This window comes from Liquorilactobacillus sp., assembly GCF_047719775.1.
Classification (GTDB): Bacteria; Bacillota; Bacilli; order Lactobacillales; family Lactobacillaceae; genus Liquorilactobacillus.
Genome location: NZ_JBDNTS010000009.1, coordinates 78,377 through 94,518, shown reverse-complemented (window position 1 = coordinate 94,518; position 16,142 = coordinate 78,377). Strand labels below are relative to the sequence as shown.

The following is a 16,142-nucleotide window of genomic DNA, read 5'->3' as shown; positions in this document are numbered from 1 at the left end:
TGTTCGTAATTTTGGTTAGTGCTCAAATTTTCTCAACTTGTGTCACACTCTGATTTTGCTATGGTACAATAGCAAACAAGAACGGAGATGATTAGTAGATGGATTACAAAGAATTTGATCCAGAATTGTGGCAGGCAATTGCTGCTGAAGAGAAGCGACAACAAGGAAATTTGGAGTTGATTGCCTCAGAAAACATTGTATCAAAAGCTGTACTTGCTGCTCAAGGAAGCGTACTAACTAACAAATATGCAGAAGGGTATCCAGGAAAGCGATATTATGGCGGATGCGAGTACATAGATGTTGTCGAAAACTTAGCAATTGAGCGCGCTAAGAAATTATTTGGCGCAAAATTTGCTAATGTACAGCCGCACTCAGGTTCACAGGCAAATGCTGCGGCATATTTGGCTTTGATTCAACCCGGTGATACTGTTTTAGGAATGGACTTAGCTGCAGGAGGACACCTAACTCATGGTTCACCAGTTAATTTTAGTGGAAAAACATATAATTTTGTTGGATATGGGGTAGACAAAAATACTGAAAAGCTTAATTATGATAAAATTTTAGAATTAGCCAAGGAATATCAACCAAAGTTGATTGTTGCGGGGGCAAGCGCTTATTCAAGAATAATTGATTTTGCAAGGTTTAAGAAAATTGCAGATGAAGTTGGCGCAAAACTCATGGTTGATATGGCCCATATTGCTGGTCTTGTTGCAACTGGGCTGCATCCAAGCCCAGTCCCATATGCTGATATTACGACTACTACAACACATAAGACTTTACGTGGACCTCGTGGCGGAATGATTTTAACAAATGATGAAGAATTGGCTAAGAAAATTAATAGTGCAATTTTCCCGGGAATACAGGGTGGTCCATTAGAACATGTGATTGCTGGTAAGGCTGCTGCATTCAAGGAAGCTCTTGATCCTAATTTCAAGGAATATTGCAAGCAAATTATTACGAATACAGCAGCGATGGCAGGAGTATTTGAAAATACTGACAAAGCACGCTTGGTTTCTGGTGGAACTGATAATCATTTGATTCTAGTGGATGTATTAGGTTTTGGGTTAAATGGTAAACAGGCTGAGAAGTTGTTAGATTCAGTTAACATCACTGTTAATAAGAACTCAATTCCGTTTGAAACATTGAGCCCATTCAAGACTAGTGGGATTCGGGTAGGAACTGCTGCAATTACCAGTCGTGGATTCAGTGAAGACGATGCAGTAAAAGTTGCAAAGTTGATTGTAGAGGTACTGGAATCTTCTGCAGATTCAGAGGTACTAAAAAAAGTTGTGCAAGAGGTAAAGTCATTAACAGACGCACATCCAATCTATGCGAATGGGGCTAACAGATGATTTGCGGAATTAATAAAGAAATCAGCAAGTTACAGCTTAAGTCTAAAGAGGCGACGAGTTCTGATAAGCAGATAATTATCAATTTAGCAGATACATTAGCGGCACATGAAGATGAGTGTATTGGAATGGCGGCAAATATGATTGGTGAATACAAGCGGATAATTATTTGTCAGATGGGACCATTTGCAGTCCCAATGATTAATCCCCAAGTTACTGGAAAAAGTAAGTCTTACCAAGCAAAAGAAGGTTGTTTATCCCTAGTTGGTGAAAGGTCAACAAGGCGATACGAAAATATTACGGTTGAGTATTTGGATAGGCAATTTGTCCACCAAAAACAGTCTTTTTCAGGGCTGATTGCACAAATTATTCAACATGAGATAGATCATTGTGAGGGTATTATTATTTAACAAATAAGTACGAATAGTGGAAGTATTGGATAGAAAAAATTCGTTTTATTAAGCGCTCTATAACAGTTAGACAAAAATCTAATTATTATGGGGTATTTTTTATGACCAAATACACAAGTAAATTCAAAGTTAAATTTTATCTAGCTCCGCTCTTTATTACGAATAAATGTGTTCCATATGTGGGGCTTTTTCAATCTCAAAGCATTCAATTTTTATAACTAAAATCAAAAAAAGTCCAATTGCTCTGGGGGCTGTTTATTCAAATTGTTGAATTTGATATTCAGCATTTTTTTCAATGACAGTGCATTTTTAGCTGCATGACCGCCAGAATTATTGTTGAAGATAATACAGATTTCTTGGACTGAATTTTGTTGAAGTATCAAAGTATCTTTTAATCTACTAAGTTCATTATCGGAGTAATCATAGAATGTCCTGTACTTACGCCAATCAGGTCCTTTATGTTGCCACCCTGCTTCATTCCTGCCATGTAGGCGAACCAAGAGAAGTTGTTTGTTAGTGATAATAGGTTTGAAAGGTACTGACAATTGTCCGACAGATGGTTCATCTACAACAACCAAAGTTATATTATTTTGAGTACAAAAGCTAACTAGTGAGTTGAACGTAGGTGTATTAAACCAACTGTGATTTCTGAATTCAAAGGAGAGTGGCAAACCAGTAAGTTCCTTTATCAGATATCTTAGATAAGCCACATTTTTTGTTGTGGCATCAAAATATGGCGGGAACTGGCATAAAATAGTTTTAAGAGCATTGTTGTCAACTAGCGGACTAATGGCTTCTTTGAATGTGCAGATTTTTTTCGAGATTTCAGCTTTAGTCAGATTTTCTCCAGGATGAAGTGTAAAAGAATGATTAGCTTTGATAACGAATTTGAAATCACTGGGAACTTGAGTAAGCCAGGCAGCAACACTTGTAACACGTGGTATACCATAGAAGAAGGTATCAAGTTCAACTGTTGGGAAAAAAGCACTGTATTCTTGCAGAGTCAGCGGGCGGTTGATGTTCTTAATCAATGATTTATGCTCACTCCATGAAGTTAGTCCAATCGTGTACATCCTGAATCGCTCCGTTTCTTGTAATAGTCAATTAATTGTAACATTTCTGTTAATCTAAAATAAAAAATAAGCAAATTTTTTTAAGTTGACTAACAATTCCTCTATAATATGCTTAGGATACTATTTAAATTTCAATTAAAAGTAATCTTGCTTTATCAATAATGGGAGGTAAGCTAAATGACAAAAGAAAATAAAAAATATAATTATTTAATTGTTGGTGGCGGAATGGCTGCAGATCAGGCAGTCGCTGGTATTCGGTCGATAGATAAGGGAGGAACGATTGGAATTATTTCAGCGGATATAGATGAACCTTATGCTAGACCGGCTTTAAGTAAAAAGCTTTGGGTAGACCCAGATTTTCATGATGAAGATATTGATTTTCACACGGCACAAAAATACAATGCAGAGATAACCTTAGCAACTAGGGTAATAAAAATCATTCCTGAAAAGCATATTGTAAAAACTGACAAGGGTGAGGAGTATGCATATGATAAATTACTGCTTGCAACTGGGAGTGAAGCGAAAGCGCTTAAAGGAGAGAGCAGCGAGCGGGTAGTTGCACTAAGATCGAAGCAGGATTATCTTAAAATTCGCAAATTTAGCGGCAAAGGCAAGCATGTGATTGTTGTGGGAAATGGCTATATTGGAAGTGAAATTGCTGCTGGATTGATTCAAAGCGATACCAAAGTTTCATTAGTAATTACTGGTGACAGAATTTTTGATAAGAAGTTCCCTATATTCTTAAGTGAAAAGTATGAACAAAAGTATCTTGCGGCGGGGATCAAAATCTATCATAATAGTAAAGCATCTGGTTATGAACTTGTTGGAGATGGGGTTAAAGTTCAACTGAATGATGGAACTGTACTGCAAGGTGCCGGGCTTGTCTTAGGAATTGGTGCATTCACAGATTACAGTTTAGCAAGTGCAGCTGGACTCGAAGTTGATGAGCATGGAGTCATTGTTGACGAGCAGCTTAAAACGACAGCGGCTGATATTTGGGCAGCAGGAGACATTATTTCATATCCCGACCAGATTTTGAGTCGCCAAAGTGCAGGTCATGTAAGGCATGCTATTAATTCAGGATTATTTGTTGGTAAACAGATGGCTGGCGAGACTGGTATTTATGATTATACACCAGTCTTTTATAGTTGGGTATTTGATATTAATTGGGAAGCGTTTGGCAACGTTAATTCAGGATTAAAGATGTATGCAGAGAAGCTCGGAGACGAGCAGTATATTGTTTATTATTTTGATAAAAATATATTGGCTGGAGTATTGTCTTGGAGTTCTGATGTGAATCTGGGACATCTGAAAGGTATTTTAAAGAAACAACCAACAGTTGAAGAATTAAATAAAGTGGTGAAGCTTGAAGCAGTCGAATAGAGATTGAAATAATAAAGCAGTAAAAAGTGCCCCATAACAGTTAGAAAATCTAATTATTATGGGGTGTTTTTTATGAGACTGGTCAAAAGTTAAATTAGTTCGAGAGTACTGGAATGGAGATACTTTTTACTCTGATTTAATGCGTAACCATAATATTTCAAGCATGTTAACTATTCGTAATTAGTATGCAGTAATAAACAATTACTAATAGATATCCAATTATTTTTCTATTATTTCATGAAAACTAAAAATAATGTGGTCTATTACTTTTAATTCTGTTAAACTAATTCGTGGGAAAGTCTCCCATCTGGCTGTAGTGCTAGCTAATGAAGAGGGCTTTCCCTTTTGAATGTTCATAAAAAACTATTTGACAAACTCCTCGCGGATTAGATTTGTTGAGACTAATGCAAAATTGAAAAAGGATCTTAAAACTTCTAACTAGCAAAAGCACCCAAAAAAAAATGAGGCGAGGCAAGAGTTAATTTATTTGGGGAGGGTATCAAAATGGTTGAACCAATTATTACATTTCGTAATGTGACCAAGAAATATAAAGATACAGTAATTTTAGAAAAAATCAGCTTTAAATTAGAGAAAGGCAAGTTTTATACTCTGCTGGGGCCGTCTGGCTGTGGTAAGACGACGACATTATCTCTAATTGCAGGGTTCATTGAGGAGAGTTCTGGTGATATTTTGATGAATGACCAAAAAATAAATCACATTCCTGCTAATAAGCGCAAAATTAACACTGTTTTTCAAGATTATGCACTTTTTCCACATTTGAACGTATTTGATAATATCGCATTTGGACTGAAGATTAAGAAGAAAAGTAAAAAAGAAATTAAAGAAAAAGTAAATGATGCTCTCAAAATGGTACGGTTACCAGATTTTGGAGATCGCGAAATCAGTGAGATGTCTGGTGGGCAAAAACAGCGAGTTGCAATCGCTAGAGCTTTAGTAAATGAACCAGAGGTGTTGTTATTAGATGAACCACTGTCAGCGTTAGATATGAAATTACGAAAGGAAATGCAGTATGAATTGCGCGAATTGCAAAAAAGATTAGGAATCACTTTTATTTTTGTCACACATGATCAAGAAGAAGCACTTGCAATGAGTGATGAGATCTTTGTAATGAATCATGGCAAGATAATTCAGCGAGGAACGCCAATCGCAATTTATGATGAACCCTTGAACCGGTTTGTTGCTGATTTCATCGGGGAAAGCAATATTGTTGAAGGAACGATGATTACTGATGGGCAGGTCAAGTTTGCAGGTCGAACTTTTGAATGTGTTGATGGTGGAATGAAAGAGAATGAACCAATCGAAGTTGTTTTGCGTCCAGAAGATATTGAAGTAACGTCAGCGCAAACAGGCAAAGTTGTTGGAACGGTTATCTCACAATTATTCCGTGGGGTCCATTACGAGATCGTTTGTACCGATGTAGATGGAAATGAATGGAAGATTAGGTCTACAAAAAAAGTTGAGGTTGGGGCAAATGTCGGTTTAGATTTTGAACCTGCGGCAATTCATATCATGCGTTTTAATGAAACTGAGGTTGATTTTTATCAGCGCTTAGAAGATTACCAACAGAGTTAGGAATATATTTGTGGTAAAAAATTTTGCTTGCTTAATAGTAAAAATCAAAAAAGTTGAGGGGGAAATAATATGAAAGCAAAAGGGCTTTATTTCAGTTCGTATGTCCTATGGTTGCTCTTATTTGTCCTAGCTCCTGTTGCATTAATTCTATATCAATCGTTTATCGGTATTAATGGGAATTTTACAATTAACAATTATGAAAGTTTCTTTAAAATCAGTTCTTATTTGCGGATGACTTTTAATTCAGTTTTTTATGCGGGATTGATTACACTAATTACACTGTTGCTTAGTTATCCGACAGCTTATTTTCTAACAAAAACAAAATATAAACAGCTTTGGCTAATGCTAATTATCTTACCGACATGGATAAATATCTTATTGAAGGCCTATGCATTTATTGGAATCTTTAGTCAAGCTGGGCCGGTCAATAATTCATTAGAATGGCTGGGCTTAGGCTCGCATCAGTTGTTGTTTACCAATGCTAGTTTTATGCTGGTTGCTGCTTATATTGAATTACCATTCATGATTTTACCAATCTTTAACGCAGTTGATGAACTAGATGAATCACTAATCAATGTCAGTCGTGACTTGGGAGCCAACGGATTTCAGACTTTTTGGAATGTGATCTTTCCACTGACCTTGAACGGGATAAAAAGTGGAGTTCAGGTTGTTTTTATCCCATCACTCTCTTTGTTTATGCTGACACGTCTAATTGGTGGGAACAAAGTGATCACACTGGGAACTGCAATTGAGGAGAATTTCCTCGTTACACAGGATTGGGGAATGGGGTCAACAATTGGAGTCATTTTGATTGCGACAATGATACTGATTATGTTTCTCACAGGTGAAAAGAAAAGGAGGGGGAGATAATGAATACTGCAAAGAGGCATTACGGACGTAATTTGTATTTGATAATTGCTTTTTTAGTATTGTATTTACCTATTTTTTACTTAATTTTCTACTCCTTCAATAGCAGTGGCGGGATGAATCATTTTACGCATTTCACATGGGTATATTATCAAGAGATATGGGCAGATCAAAGATTGATTTTAATTACTGTTCAGACTTTTTTCTTAGCCTTTCTTTCTTCTTTGCTTGCTACGATTATCGGTACAAGTGGAGCTCTCGGAATATATTCAATCAAAAATCCACAAGTCCGAACCTTAATTTTAGGCTTAAATAATATTCTTTTAGTCTCACCTGATGTAATCATTGGCTCAAGTTTTTTGATTTTCTTTACAGTGCTTGGAATTAACCTAGGCTTTACCTCTGTCTTGCTTTCGCATATTGCATTCAGTATTCCAATTGTTGTCTTGATGGTACTGCCCAAATTACAAGAAATGAATCCTTCATTTATTAATGTGGCACAAGATCTTGGTGCAAATCAATGGCAGATACTAAAAGGAGTAATTTTGCCGATTATTACTCCTGGAATGATTGCAGGCTATTTCATGGCATTTACTTATTCGTTAGATGATTTTGCAGTAACATTTTTTGTGACGGGGAATGGCTTCGAAACACTTTCTGTTGAAATATACTCAAGAGCACGTCAAGGAATCAGCTTAGAAATTAATGCTTTGAGTGCCCTAATGTTCCTATTTTCTCTAATCTTAGTTATTGGATATTATTTCATCAGCAAGGATAGCCCTAAGGATAAGCGTAAAGACCAGAAAGTTCAACAAAACTTGATTAGATAGTGAGGTAGAGTAGGTGAAAAAACTAAATATCATGTTTTTCGGAATTATTCTGATCTGCCTTGCACTTTTCATAGTTTCGTTTGAGCTTGAAAAAGATAGTGGCAGTGGGAAAAGTAATCAGGTCGTTAATATTTTTAACTGGGGGGATTACATAGATCCCAAGTTGATTACGAAATTCGAAAAACAAACTGGGTACAAGGTTTCATATGAGACATTTGATTCTAATGAAGCAATGTACACGAAGATTAAGCAGGGAGGAACTGCTTATGATATTGCAGTTCCTAGTGATTACACAATTAAAAAGATGATTAATAATCATTTATTATTGCCAATTGACCATCGCAAGTTGAAGGGATTAGGCAACATTGACTCTAAGTTTTTGAATCTTTCATTTGATCCAGGCAATCAGTATTCTCTGCCGTATTTTTGGGGTACATTAGGAATTATCTATAATGATAAATACGTGAAAGCAAGTGAAGTTAAACATTGGAATGATCTATGGAGTTCTAAGTTCAAGAATAGTATTATGCTGATTGATGGGGCACGCGAGATTATGGGATTAACTTTGAATAGTCAAGGCAAGTCGGTCAATGATACTAATTCCAAAGACTTGCAAGCAGCATATGAAAAACTTAAAAAATTGTCGCCCAATGTTAAAGCAATTTTGGCTGATGAGATTAAAGTTTACATGGCACAAGATGAGGCACCCGTTGCCGTATCTTACTCTGGAGAAGCAATGGAGATGATGGATAATAACAAGAATCTGCGTTACACGATTCCAGAAGAGGGTTCAAATATCTGGTTTGACAACATGGTTATCCCCAAAACGGCGAAAAACATCAAGGGCGCTTATGCATTTTTGAATTTTATGTTAAAACCAGAAAATGCTGCTCAAAATGCAGAATATGTAGCATATGCCACACCAAACAAAGCGGCAAAGAAGATGTTGCCAAAAAGCATGCAAAGGGATAAAGTAATGTATCCAACGAATAAAACAATAGCGCATCTTGAAGTGTATGATGCTTTGTCACAGAAGAATTTGAGCAAATATAATGATTTGTTCTTACAATTTAAGATGCACTAGTTTTAATGACAGTGAGGTTAACGGAGGAGAAGAGCGATGGAGAAAAGACGTTTAGGTATAAGTACAGGTTTGGCAGCATATACTTTATGGGGCCTATTGAGTGTGTTTTGGGAACTACTCAGTGTGGTGCCTGCATTGGATACGCTTGCATATAGAATTGTGTTTTCGTTAATTACAATTAGTATTGTTCTGACTGTCCAAAAGGATTGGGGAACTATTTGGGGAACAATTAAGGAGCTGGTTCAGAACCGCAAAATTTTTTGGATTATTCTAAGTTCATATTTAATCTCTCTTAACTGGTTTATTTATATCTACATGGTTACGCATCACGAAGCAACAGAAGCGAGTCTGGGATACTATATAATGCCATTAATGAATGTTATTGTTGCACTTATATTTCTGCATGAAAAACTATCGCGTTCAAAGGTAATTGCGCTTTTATTGGTTATTCTTGGGGTAGTAATTCTGACAATTCAAGCAGGTTCGCTCCCTCTAAATACACTATTAATGGCTGCTTCTTTTTGCTTTTATGGATTAATTAAGAAACAAGTTCAGTTACCTGCGACTATTTCATTAACATTGGAAACCCTTTTTGTAGCACCAGTTGCCATAATATATCTTTTGCTTTCACCTCATGTAATAACGCAAGATGGAGCTGGAGTAACAACTTTGCTGGTACTTAGTGGAATTATCACGATAATTCCATTGTTATTATTTGCAGTGGCAACAAAGAATACTGATTTTATCACACTTGGATTCATTCAATATTTGAATCCAACAATTCAGTTGTTGATGGCAATTTTTGTAATACACGAATCATTCAGTTGGCATAAAGCGGTTGTCTTTGTATTTATATGGTTAGGAATTCTGGTCTTTATTCTAGGTAATGTACATGGATTGCACCGGCTTAAGCACGGAAGACAATAGAATGACTTATGAAATATGTTCATTCGTAATAAATGGAGAGACTGGTTCAAAATTTAACTTTTGGCCGGTCTCTCTTTGGCATCCAAATTATTTTTTGCAGTATAAATAATTATATTGTGGCTGCACTACAAGAAAGTCCAATTTTGGGGCACAATAAAGCAGAGAATTTTGATTTAGTAGTAAAATGGAATAAAAGGATAGGTTAGGTGGTAACATAATGGAAAAGTGGCAGGAATCTTGGGCACAGAACAAATATTGGGTGATGTCACGTTCGCAGCAATTCTATAATGAGATTAGGGCTTTGGCAAAAGGAAACCAGTGGGATGAAAAATGTCAGCAAAGATATCAGCAAATTTTGCAAGAGGCAGATTCTATGTTACCAACAAAAGAAACGCTAACGACTGCTTATCAACATGTTTGGGGATATTTCAAAAATAAGGCAACGTTTGAAGAAAAGAGGAAGTATCAAGTGCTGCTAAACAAGATTGAAGAAGCAAACGATGAATTAGGACGATATTTGGTTGAATTAACAGATGAATATGAAGTTAAATATCTCGCAGAATCAATATTGATAAAAAAATTAAGAAAGGCGAATAACAAATAATGAGATTATGGCATGAAGCACTTATTACAAAATTACCAAGGCAGCAGCTTTTGGGACAACACAGGGAAATTGCAGCTCTTAGGGGGAATGGCTGGGGGAAAAAACATGCAACAGTAGACTATGTGTTCTTATATTCACCTTATAAGCTGTATCAATTTCATATTTTGGTAATGGGTGAGATGAAAAAAAGAGGCTATCAACCGGATATAGCTTGGTATGATAAAGACTATCGCGGGAAATCTTGTGTTCCATATAAGAACTTGAGTAAAGAGGAGAAGACAAAGCCAATTTATCCAGAGCATGATGAACGATATCTGCAGGAATGCATTGATAATTTGGTCGAGAAGGGAATCTTTATAAGTTAGAAGAAATTATTCAGTAGTTAAATAAAAATTCTATGATTAATTCTGTTATTAATTGATAAAAATCAATTAACAGCAGAATTTTTTGTCTATCTTGATAGAGTGAATCACATGCTATGCTTGTGAGGAACAGTATTTACTCAAATTTAATGCTTTATATCACACTCTCATTTTTTTGAACAATCGGGTATAATGAATTATAGGAAATCTTCAATATATATATAGGAAATGGACAGGTAGATTATGAGTGATTTTGTGATTTCAATGTATGATAAAACACAGTATGAGGCAGGTCCTAAGGCCAAGATGGATGTTGTTAATTTTTTGAAAAAGGCAGATTTTAAAAGCATTATCTTCTATTTTAACGGTGCACGCAAAGCTGAGCTAATGAGTATTAAACAGGTTATGTGGGATATTCCACGGGAAATAAAAAAACAAAAAATGCAGAATATCTTGTTTCAATATCCAGCCTTTAACGAGCGAACAAATAATAAAATTATTGATGAAGTTAAGAAGAAAAGGGGTACAAAAATCTTTTTGTTGTTACATGATGTTGAATCATTAAGGTTGCACCGTGATGAACCTGAATATATTGCAGAAGAGATTGCTTTTTTTAATAAAAGTGATGGGGTAATTGCCCATAATGAAGAAATGGTTAAGTGGCTCAAACAAGCAGGCATGATTAAGCCAATTGTCTCACTGGGAATTTTTGACTATGATAATCCACAAGTGATGGTAAAGCATGATAAATATGAGCGAACAATCTGTTTTGCTGGAAATCTTGGTAAATCAGAGTTTTTAAAAAAGATGGATAGTGAGATTCCGCTATACTTGTATGGTCCAAATCAAGCTGATAAGTATCCAGAAAATATTAACTATCAAGGTTCATATTCACCAGAAGAGCTTCCAAAATATCTTAAGCAGAGCTTTGGTTTAATTTGGGATGGGGATAGTTTAACAGAATGTAACGGAATTTTTGGTGAATACCTCAAATACAATAATCCTCACAAAGCATCACTTTATTTAAGCTCTGGTTTACCTGTAATTGTCTGGAAACAAGCTGCTTTAGCGAGCTTTGTAGAGCACAATGGCTTGGGAATTACGATTAATAGTTTGGCTGAACTTGATAGAATCCTTGCTGATGTGACTGAAGAGAATTATCGAGAGATGTGCAACAATGTAAGGATTATTGGACAAAAAATCAGGGATGGGCATTATATCACGCAAGCCATCCAAAAATTATTAGAATTAAACTAGAGGAGAACTGAATGATACCTAAGAAGATTCACTATTGTTGGTTTGGCGGCAATGAATTACCAGAAGAGTACAAGAAGTATATTGCACAGTGGCATGAATTATGCCCTGAGTATGAGATAATTCAGTGGGATGAATCCAACTATGATATTAAAAAAAACAAATATATGAAACAAGCGTATGACCGGAAAAAATGGAGTTTTGTATCTGATTATGCGGGCTTTGATGTTGTTTATCAAAATGGCGGGATTTATCTGGATACTGATGTTGAGTTAAAAAAACCACTTGATGATTTATTGAGATCACGAGTTTTCATGGGGATGGAAGAAAATGAAGGTGGGGTATCTGTTAATCCTGGTCTGGGCTTTGGAGCAGAACCGCAAAATCAAGTTATCAAAGACCTACGTGACATCTACGAGACAGTTGATTTCATAAAAAAAGATGGTGCAATGAATATTGTAGCAATCCCTGTTTATACGACAAATTATCTTGCAAAAAAAGGACTGCTTAAAAAAAATGAGTATCAAAATATTGCAGGTGTTGATCTTTATCCGACCGAATATTTTGCACCCATGGATTTTTTAACAGGAGAGTTAAATGAAACGAAAAATACCATCAGTATTCATCATTATAGTGCGCTTTGGCAAGATGCACGCAGCCAGCAGCATACGAAAATTATTAGAAATATTAATAGAATGTTTGGTAAGAAAGCAGGTATGAGAATCAATTGGTTCTTCCGCATTTTCTGGGGAATTTCCCGTAGAATTCGCAAGTTGTTTAATCACTGATTTCAAAAGGAGAATAAGTAATGAGCGAAAAAAATTATGCGAAAACTAAAAAAATAAGTGTAATTGTGCCGGTTTACAATGTAGCGGCCTATTTGAAAAAGTGTGTAGACAGCCTGCTTTCTCAGACAATGAATAAAAATGATTTTGAAATTATCCTTGTCGATGATGGAAGTACAGATGGGTCAGGCAATTTGTGTGATGAATATCAAGCAAATCTTGAGCAAGTACGAACTTTGCATAAGCAAAACGGTGGCTTATCTGATGCACGCAACTATGCTCTGCAATATGCTACTGGAAACTATTTATTGTTTATCGATTCAGATGATTTTGTTGAACCTGAGATGCTTGAGCGGATGTATGCACAAAGTAATCAGGGTACAAAAAAAATTGTTGAATGTAATTTTTTCTGGGATTTTGAAAGTAAGACAAGGTTAGATGTGCGCCAAAGTTATGAGTCAGTGGAAGATTACTTGGTAAATGGCAGAGTTGTAGCCTGGAATAAGCTGTATTTAAGGAAGTGGATTGAAAAAACAAAGATAAGATTTCCTGTGGGTAAACTGTATGAAGATCAAAATTTTTTCTTCAAGATTGTAGCATGGCTAGATGACATTTCCGAGGTCGCAATTGATACGGAGTGTGAGGTCCATTATGTACAACGCAGCAATTCAATTTCTTATAGTGAAACTGAGCGTATTTCTGAAATTATATGGATATATGATGATATTTTGAATTATTATAAAGAAAAGCAATTACTTGGAAAATATTATGATGAGTTGGAATATCGTTTTTACCGCAATCTCTTCGGCAATGTCTTGTTGCGTAAGGTAATTAGGCTGAGAGATAAGAAAATTAGAATTGAATTACTGGATTTGATTTGGCAAAAAACAGAAGAATGGTTTCCAAAACGAAAAGATAATAAATATTTAAAAAAGCAGAGTATTAAAAACTTGTATCTCAAAATTATGAATCGTTTGTTTTATCGTTTGTTTTATCTTAGTTGAAGCTCACTGGCTGAATTTGAAGTAGCGGTGTAGCGGCTATTAGTGGCAAGAATCGGAGGAGGTAAGCTGATGTGTACGAGTGTTTTACAAATTGCAAATGATGGGACACATGTTTTTTCAAGGACAATGGATTGGAACTCATTGCAAGCAAATCCAGTTTTTGTGCCACGTGAGTATCATTGGCAGACTGACTATGATAATCGTTTATTCCAAAATAAATACGGCATACTTGGAACTGGCAGAAAGAGACAATTTGAGTTTGATATTTCGGATGGAATTAACGAATGTGGGCTAAGCGTGCAGAAGCTAACTTTTAGTCATGGGGCCAAACTTAATCAGAAATTGAATTCAGGTAATGTAGGATTGGCACCTTTTGAGCTTCCTTTTTATTTGTTAGGAAAATATGAATCAATTAGAGAGATTATTGCTGATATTGGAAATATTCAACTGATGTCTGGTGAAAATGCAGTTCGTCCGTACGAGAATCCGCATCTGCATTATGCAGTCACGGATAGAAGCGGGCAGCTTTTAATTTTAGAACCGGATCAAAGTCCAATGAAGTTGATAATGAATAACTATGGGGTAGTAACGAATGCAGCTAATTTTGAGAAACAAGCAGCTAAGTTAGCCGACTATCTTAACATGCGGGATGATTTGGCAGTTCAAAAGCAAGTACCACAGCGAATTAGCTCTGAGAGTTTTGCGGGGAAGAAAGTACCATCGAGTTCGTACACACCAACAGGTCGCTTTTTGCGGGCAGTTTACTATCGTGAAAGAACTGATATTCCTAGGAATGAGGAAGAAAATTTTGTAAGCAGCTGGCATATTTTAAACAGTGTTGTTGTGCCCAAGAGTAAGAAATACCAGGCTAATTATACAGTCTATCGTGCCGCATTTTGCTTAGAAACACGTAGATATTTTTTTGAATCCTACAATAATTTATTACCAATTGAAATCATACTCTCTGATGAGCTGCTATTAACAAAAGAAGCAAAAATCTATGAGATAAAAGATAAACTCGTACTTGAATAATGGTATACTTTTATTTCTTAAATATCAGAGTCCGGATTGGATGCTTATCAAAGGATTTCAAAGTGAGATTGGAAGATAAAATATTGAATGCTATTGTAATTGGTATATCATGATTTATATGTTATAAAATATGACAATTACAAATGGAGGCATATCATGCGTGTTGAAAGAGATTGTGTTGGTGAATTAGAAATAGAAGAAGATGCTTTATTTGGGATTAATGCTGCAAGAGCAGTACGTAACTTTCCGATTTCAAATGAGCTGGTGAATCCATTGCTGATTATAAGTATGATTGAAGTAAAAAAAGCAGCTGCAATGACGAATCATGTTTCAGGTGCGTTGGACGGAATAAAGGCAAAAGTAATTGTAGCTGCATGTGATGCATTACTTGCTGAAGATTATAGGCAAGATGCTTTTGTAGTTCCTGCTTTCCAAGGTGGAGCTGGAACATCGGTTAATATGAATGTTAATGAAGTGATTGCCAATCTGGCAAATCGACAGAGCAAGTCGCAAAAGATACGCCCTAACGATGATGTCAACTTAGCACAGTCTACCAATGATACTTTTCCAACTGCTGGGAAGCTTGCTCTTTTGAAGCTGCTTCCGAAAGTACAAACTAAAGTACTTGATTTGATTGAGACATTAGATAAGAAGGCAGAAGAATTTAATGATGTTATTAAATTAGGGAGAACGCAGCTACAAGATGCAGTACCCACAACCTTTGGTAATTCTTTTAGGGCGTATGCTTCGTTGTTTAAACGAGATTATCAACGGTTGGAGCATGCCAAAGATAATCTCAGTTTTGTTAATCTTGGTGGAACGGCTATTGGAACAGGGCTGAATGCTGATGATATCTATCAAAAAAATATTGTAGATAAGCTTAGTTCAGTTACAAGAATACCCTTAAAGTCAGCTGCAAATCTAGTAGATGCAACGCAGAATTGTGATGTTTATGTTGAATTTTCAGGAGTTTTAAAGACATTAGCAGTTAACCTATCAAAATTTAGTAACGATTTGAGATTATTATCAAGTGGACCACAGGCTGGCCTAGCTGAGCTGAGATTACCAGCAAGACAGGCAGGTTCCTCAATCATGCCAGGTAAAATCAATCCTGTCATCCCTGAGGTTGTAAATCAAGTTGCCTTCCAAGTAGTTGGCAATGATATGGCAATTACGATGGCAGCAGAAGGCGGACAACTTGAGTTAAATGCATTTGAACCGTTAATTTTTAGAAATTTATTACAAAATGAGAGTTATTTAGAGAATGCAATTACAACTTTGATAGAAAATTGTGTTGCAGGGATTAAAATAAATCAGAATATTTGCAAGAGTGAGGTTGAAAAATCGGTTGTCTTAGCAACTGCCTTGACACCAGTCTTAGGATATCAAGTAACAACAAAGATTGTAAAACGAGCCTTGAAAGAAAAAAGCTCTATTAAAGAAATTATATTATCTGAAAAGCTCATGAAAAAGTGTGATTTTGATAATCTAATGAGTGCATCTAATTTGCTCCATCAAGCAAAGAGTAGGGATTATAGTTTTGTAAAGTAATAGGAATTTACTCATGATGAAAGAAAACACGGAT

At 35.8% G+C, this 16,142-nt stretch carries 16 protein-coding genes; 15 read left to right on the top strand and 1 reads right to left on the bottom strand.

Going from position 1 to position 16,142, the window contains the following annotated elements; genetic code table 11:
- Positions 1-98: 98 nt before the first annotated feature.
- Together glyA and ABF682_RS06610 are read left to right on the top strand one after the other, a co-directional pair.
- A complete protein-coding gene (glyA, locus tag ABF682_RS06615; RefSeq protein WP_289980295.1) occupies positions 99-1,352 on the top strand; it encodes a serine hydroxymethyltransferase in 1,254 nt (417 codons plus the stop codon).
- Positions 1,349-1,759 carry a peptide deformylase gene (locus ABF682_RS06610; RefSeq protein ID WP_289980292.1) on the top strand — a complete coding sequence of 137 codons (411 nt, stop codon included), beginning with the start codon at positions 1,349-1,351 and terminating at the stop codon, positions 1,757-1,759. Before glyA ends, ABF682_RS06610 begins: the two co-directional genes overlap by 4 nt.
- 224 nt (positions 1,760-1,983) lie before the next feature.
- On the opposite strand, the gene ABF682_RS06605 is transcribed toward ABF682_RS06610, so the two are convergent.
- Positions 1,984-2,832 (bottom strand): DUF72 domain-containing protein, encoded by an 849-nt coding sequence (locus ABF682_RS06605; RefSeq protein WP_415619335.1) that lies wholly within the window; start codon positions 2,830-2,832, stop codon positions 1,984-1,986.
- Positions 2,833-3,009: 177 nt separating this feature from the next.
- Between ABF682_RS06605 and ABF682_RS06600 the strand changes: the two genes are divergently transcribed.
- The 13 genes from ABF682_RS06600 (at position 3,010) to ABF682_RS06540 (ending at position 16,108) form a co-directional block, all read left to right on the top strand.
- Complete coding sequence (locus ABF682_RS06600; RefSeq protein WP_415619334.1) at positions 3,010-4,215, top strand: NAD(P)/FAD-dependent oxidoreductase; 1,206 nt, start codon at positions 3,010-3,012, stop codon at positions 4,213-4,215.
- Between the two features lie 504 nt (positions 4,216-4,719).
- The gene (locus ABF682_RS06595; protein WP_289980285.1) at positions 4,720-5,808 is read left to right on the top strand and encodes an ABC transporter ATP-binding protein; all 1,089 of its coding nucleotides are present in this window, start codon (positions 4,720-4,722) and stop codon (positions 5,806-5,808) included.
- Positions 5,809-5,877: 69 nt separating this feature from the next.
- On the top strand, positions 5,878-6,678 hold the full coding sequence (locus tag ABF682_RS06590) for an ABC transporter permease (RefSeq protein ID WP_415619333.1): 801 nt from the start codon (positions 5,878-5,880) through the stop codon (positions 6,676-6,678).
- The gene (locus tag ABF682_RS06585; protein WP_289980279.1) at positions 6,678-7,505 is read left to right on the top strand and encodes an ABC transporter permease; all 828 of its coding nucleotides are present in this window, start codon (positions 6,678-6,680) and stop codon (positions 7,503-7,505) included. Before ABF682_RS06590 ends, ABF682_RS06585 begins: the two co-directional genes overlap by 1 nt.
- 13 nt (positions 7,506-7,518) lie before the next feature.
- Positions 7,519-8,589 carry an ABC transporter substrate-binding protein gene (locus ABF682_RS06580; RefSeq protein WP_415619332.1) on the top strand — a complete coding sequence of 357 codons (1,071 nt, stop codon included), beginning with the start codon at positions 7,519-7,521 and terminating at the stop codon, positions 8,587-8,589.
- Between the two features lie 36 nt (positions 8,590-8,625).
- Positions 8,626-9,516 carry an EamA family transporter RarD gene (rarD, locus tag ABF682_RS06575; protein ID WP_415619331.1) on the top strand — a complete coding sequence of 297 codons (891 nt, stop codon included), beginning with the start codon at positions 8,626-8,628 and terminating at the stop codon, positions 9,514-9,516.
- A gap of 217 nt (positions 9,517-9,733) precedes the next feature.
- Positions 9,734-10,120: a DUF1722 domain-containing protein gene (locus ABF682_RS06570; protein WP_415619330.1), complete on the top strand. Its 387-nt coding sequence runs from the start codon at positions 9,734-9,736 to the stop codon at positions 10,118-10,120.
- The gene (locus tag ABF682_RS06565; RefSeq protein ID WP_415619329.1) at positions 10,120-10,485 is read left to right on the top strand and encodes a TIGR02328 family protein; all 366 of its coding nucleotides are present in this window, start codon (positions 10,120-10,122) and stop codon (positions 10,483-10,485) included. The genes ABF682_RS06570 and ABF682_RS06565 overlap by 1 nt, the downstream gene beginning before the upstream one ends.
- A gap of 240 nt (positions 10,486-10,725) precedes the next feature.
- A complete protein-coding gene (locus tag ABF682_RS06560) occupies positions 10,726-11,739 on the top strand; it encodes a sugar transferase (RefSeq protein ID WP_415619328.1) in 1,014 nt (337 codons plus the stop codon).
- 11 nt (positions 11,740-11,750) lie between these two features.
- Positions 11,751-12,524 carry a glycosyltransferase family 32 protein gene (locus tag ABF682_RS06555; RefSeq protein ID WP_415619327.1) on the top strand — a complete coding sequence of 258 codons (774 nt, stop codon included), beginning with the start codon at positions 11,751-11,753 and terminating at the stop codon, positions 12,522-12,524.
- 20 nt (positions 12,525-12,544) lie between these two features.
- Complete coding sequence (locus ABF682_RS06550) at positions 12,545-13,525, top strand: glycosyltransferase family 2 protein (RefSeq protein ID WP_415619326.1); 981 nt, start codon at positions 12,545-12,547, stop codon at positions 13,523-13,525.
- Between the two features lie 69 nt (positions 13,526-13,594).
- Positions 13,595-14,557, top strand: a complete 963-nt coding sequence (locus ABF682_RS06545; protein WP_415619325.1) for a linear amide C-N hydrolase — start codon at positions 13,595-13,597, stop codon at positions 14,555-14,557.
- Between the two features lie 156 nt (positions 14,558-14,713).
- A complete protein-coding gene (locus tag ABF682_RS06540) occupies positions 14,714-16,108 on the top strand; it encodes an aspartate ammonia-lyase (protein ID WP_289980263.1) in 1,395 nt (464 codons plus the stop codon).
- Positions 16,109-16,142 lie beyond the last annotated feature (34 nt).

Excerpts from the sequence above, each read along its gene's own strand:
- glyA (WP_289980295.1), top strand. The coding sequence starts at position 99 with ATGGATTACAAAGAATTTGATCCAGAATTGTGGCAGGCAATTGCTGCT.
- ABF682_RS06610 (WP_289980292.1), top strand. The coding sequence starts at position 1,349 with ATGATTTGCGGAATTAATAAAGAAATCAGCAAGTTACAGCTTAAGTCT.
- ABF682_RS06605 (WP_415619335.1), bottom strand. The coding sequence starts at position 2,832 with ATGTACACGATTGGACTAACTTCATGGAGTGAGCATAAATCATTGATT.
- ABF682_RS06600 (WP_415619334.1), top strand. The coding sequence starts at position 3,010 with ATGACAAAAGAAAATAAAAAATATAATTATTTAATTGTTGGTGGCGGA.
- ABF682_RS06595 (WP_289980285.1), top strand. The coding sequence starts at position 4,720 with ATGGTTGAACCAATTATTACATTTCGTAATGTGACCAAGAAATATAAA.
- ABF682_RS06590 (WP_415619333.1), top strand. The coding sequence starts at position 5,878 with ATGAAAGCAAAAGGGCTTTATTTCAGTTCGTATGTCCTATGGTTGCTC.
- ABF682_RS06585 (WP_289980279.1), top strand. The coding sequence starts at position 6,678 with ATGAATACTGCAAAGAGGCATTACGGACGTAATTTGTATTTGATAATT.
- rarD (WP_415619331.1), top strand. The coding sequence starts at position 8,626 with ATGGAGAAAAGACGTTTAGGTATAAGTACAGGTTTGGCAGCATATACT.
- ABF682_RS06570 (WP_415619330.1), top strand. The coding sequence starts at position 9,734 with ATGGAAAAGTGGCAGGAATCTTGGGCACAGAACAAATATTGGGTGATG.
- ABF682_RS06565 (WP_415619329.1), top strand. The coding sequence starts at position 10,120 with ATGAGATTATGGCATGAAGCACTTATTACAAAATTACCAAGGCAGCAG.
- ABF682_RS06560 (WP_415619328.1), top strand. The coding sequence starts at position 10,726 with ATGAGTGATTTTGTGATTTCAATGTATGATAAAACACAGTATGAGGCA.
- ABF682_RS06555 (WP_415619327.1), top strand. The coding sequence starts at position 11,751 with ATGATACCTAAGAAGATTCACTATTGTTGGTTTGGCGGCAATGAATTA.
- ABF682_RS06550 (WP_415619326.1), top strand. The coding sequence starts at position 12,545 with ATGAGCGAAAAAAATTATGCGAAAACTAAAAAAATAAGTGTAATTGTG.
- ABF682_RS06545 (WP_415619325.1), top strand. The coding sequence starts at position 13,595 with ATGTGTACGAGTGTTTTACAAATTGCAAATGATGGGACACATGTTTTT.
- ABF682_RS06540 (WP_289980263.1), top strand. The coding sequence starts at position 14,714 with ATGCGTGTTGAAAGAGATTGTGTTGGTGAATTAGAAATAGAAGAAGAT.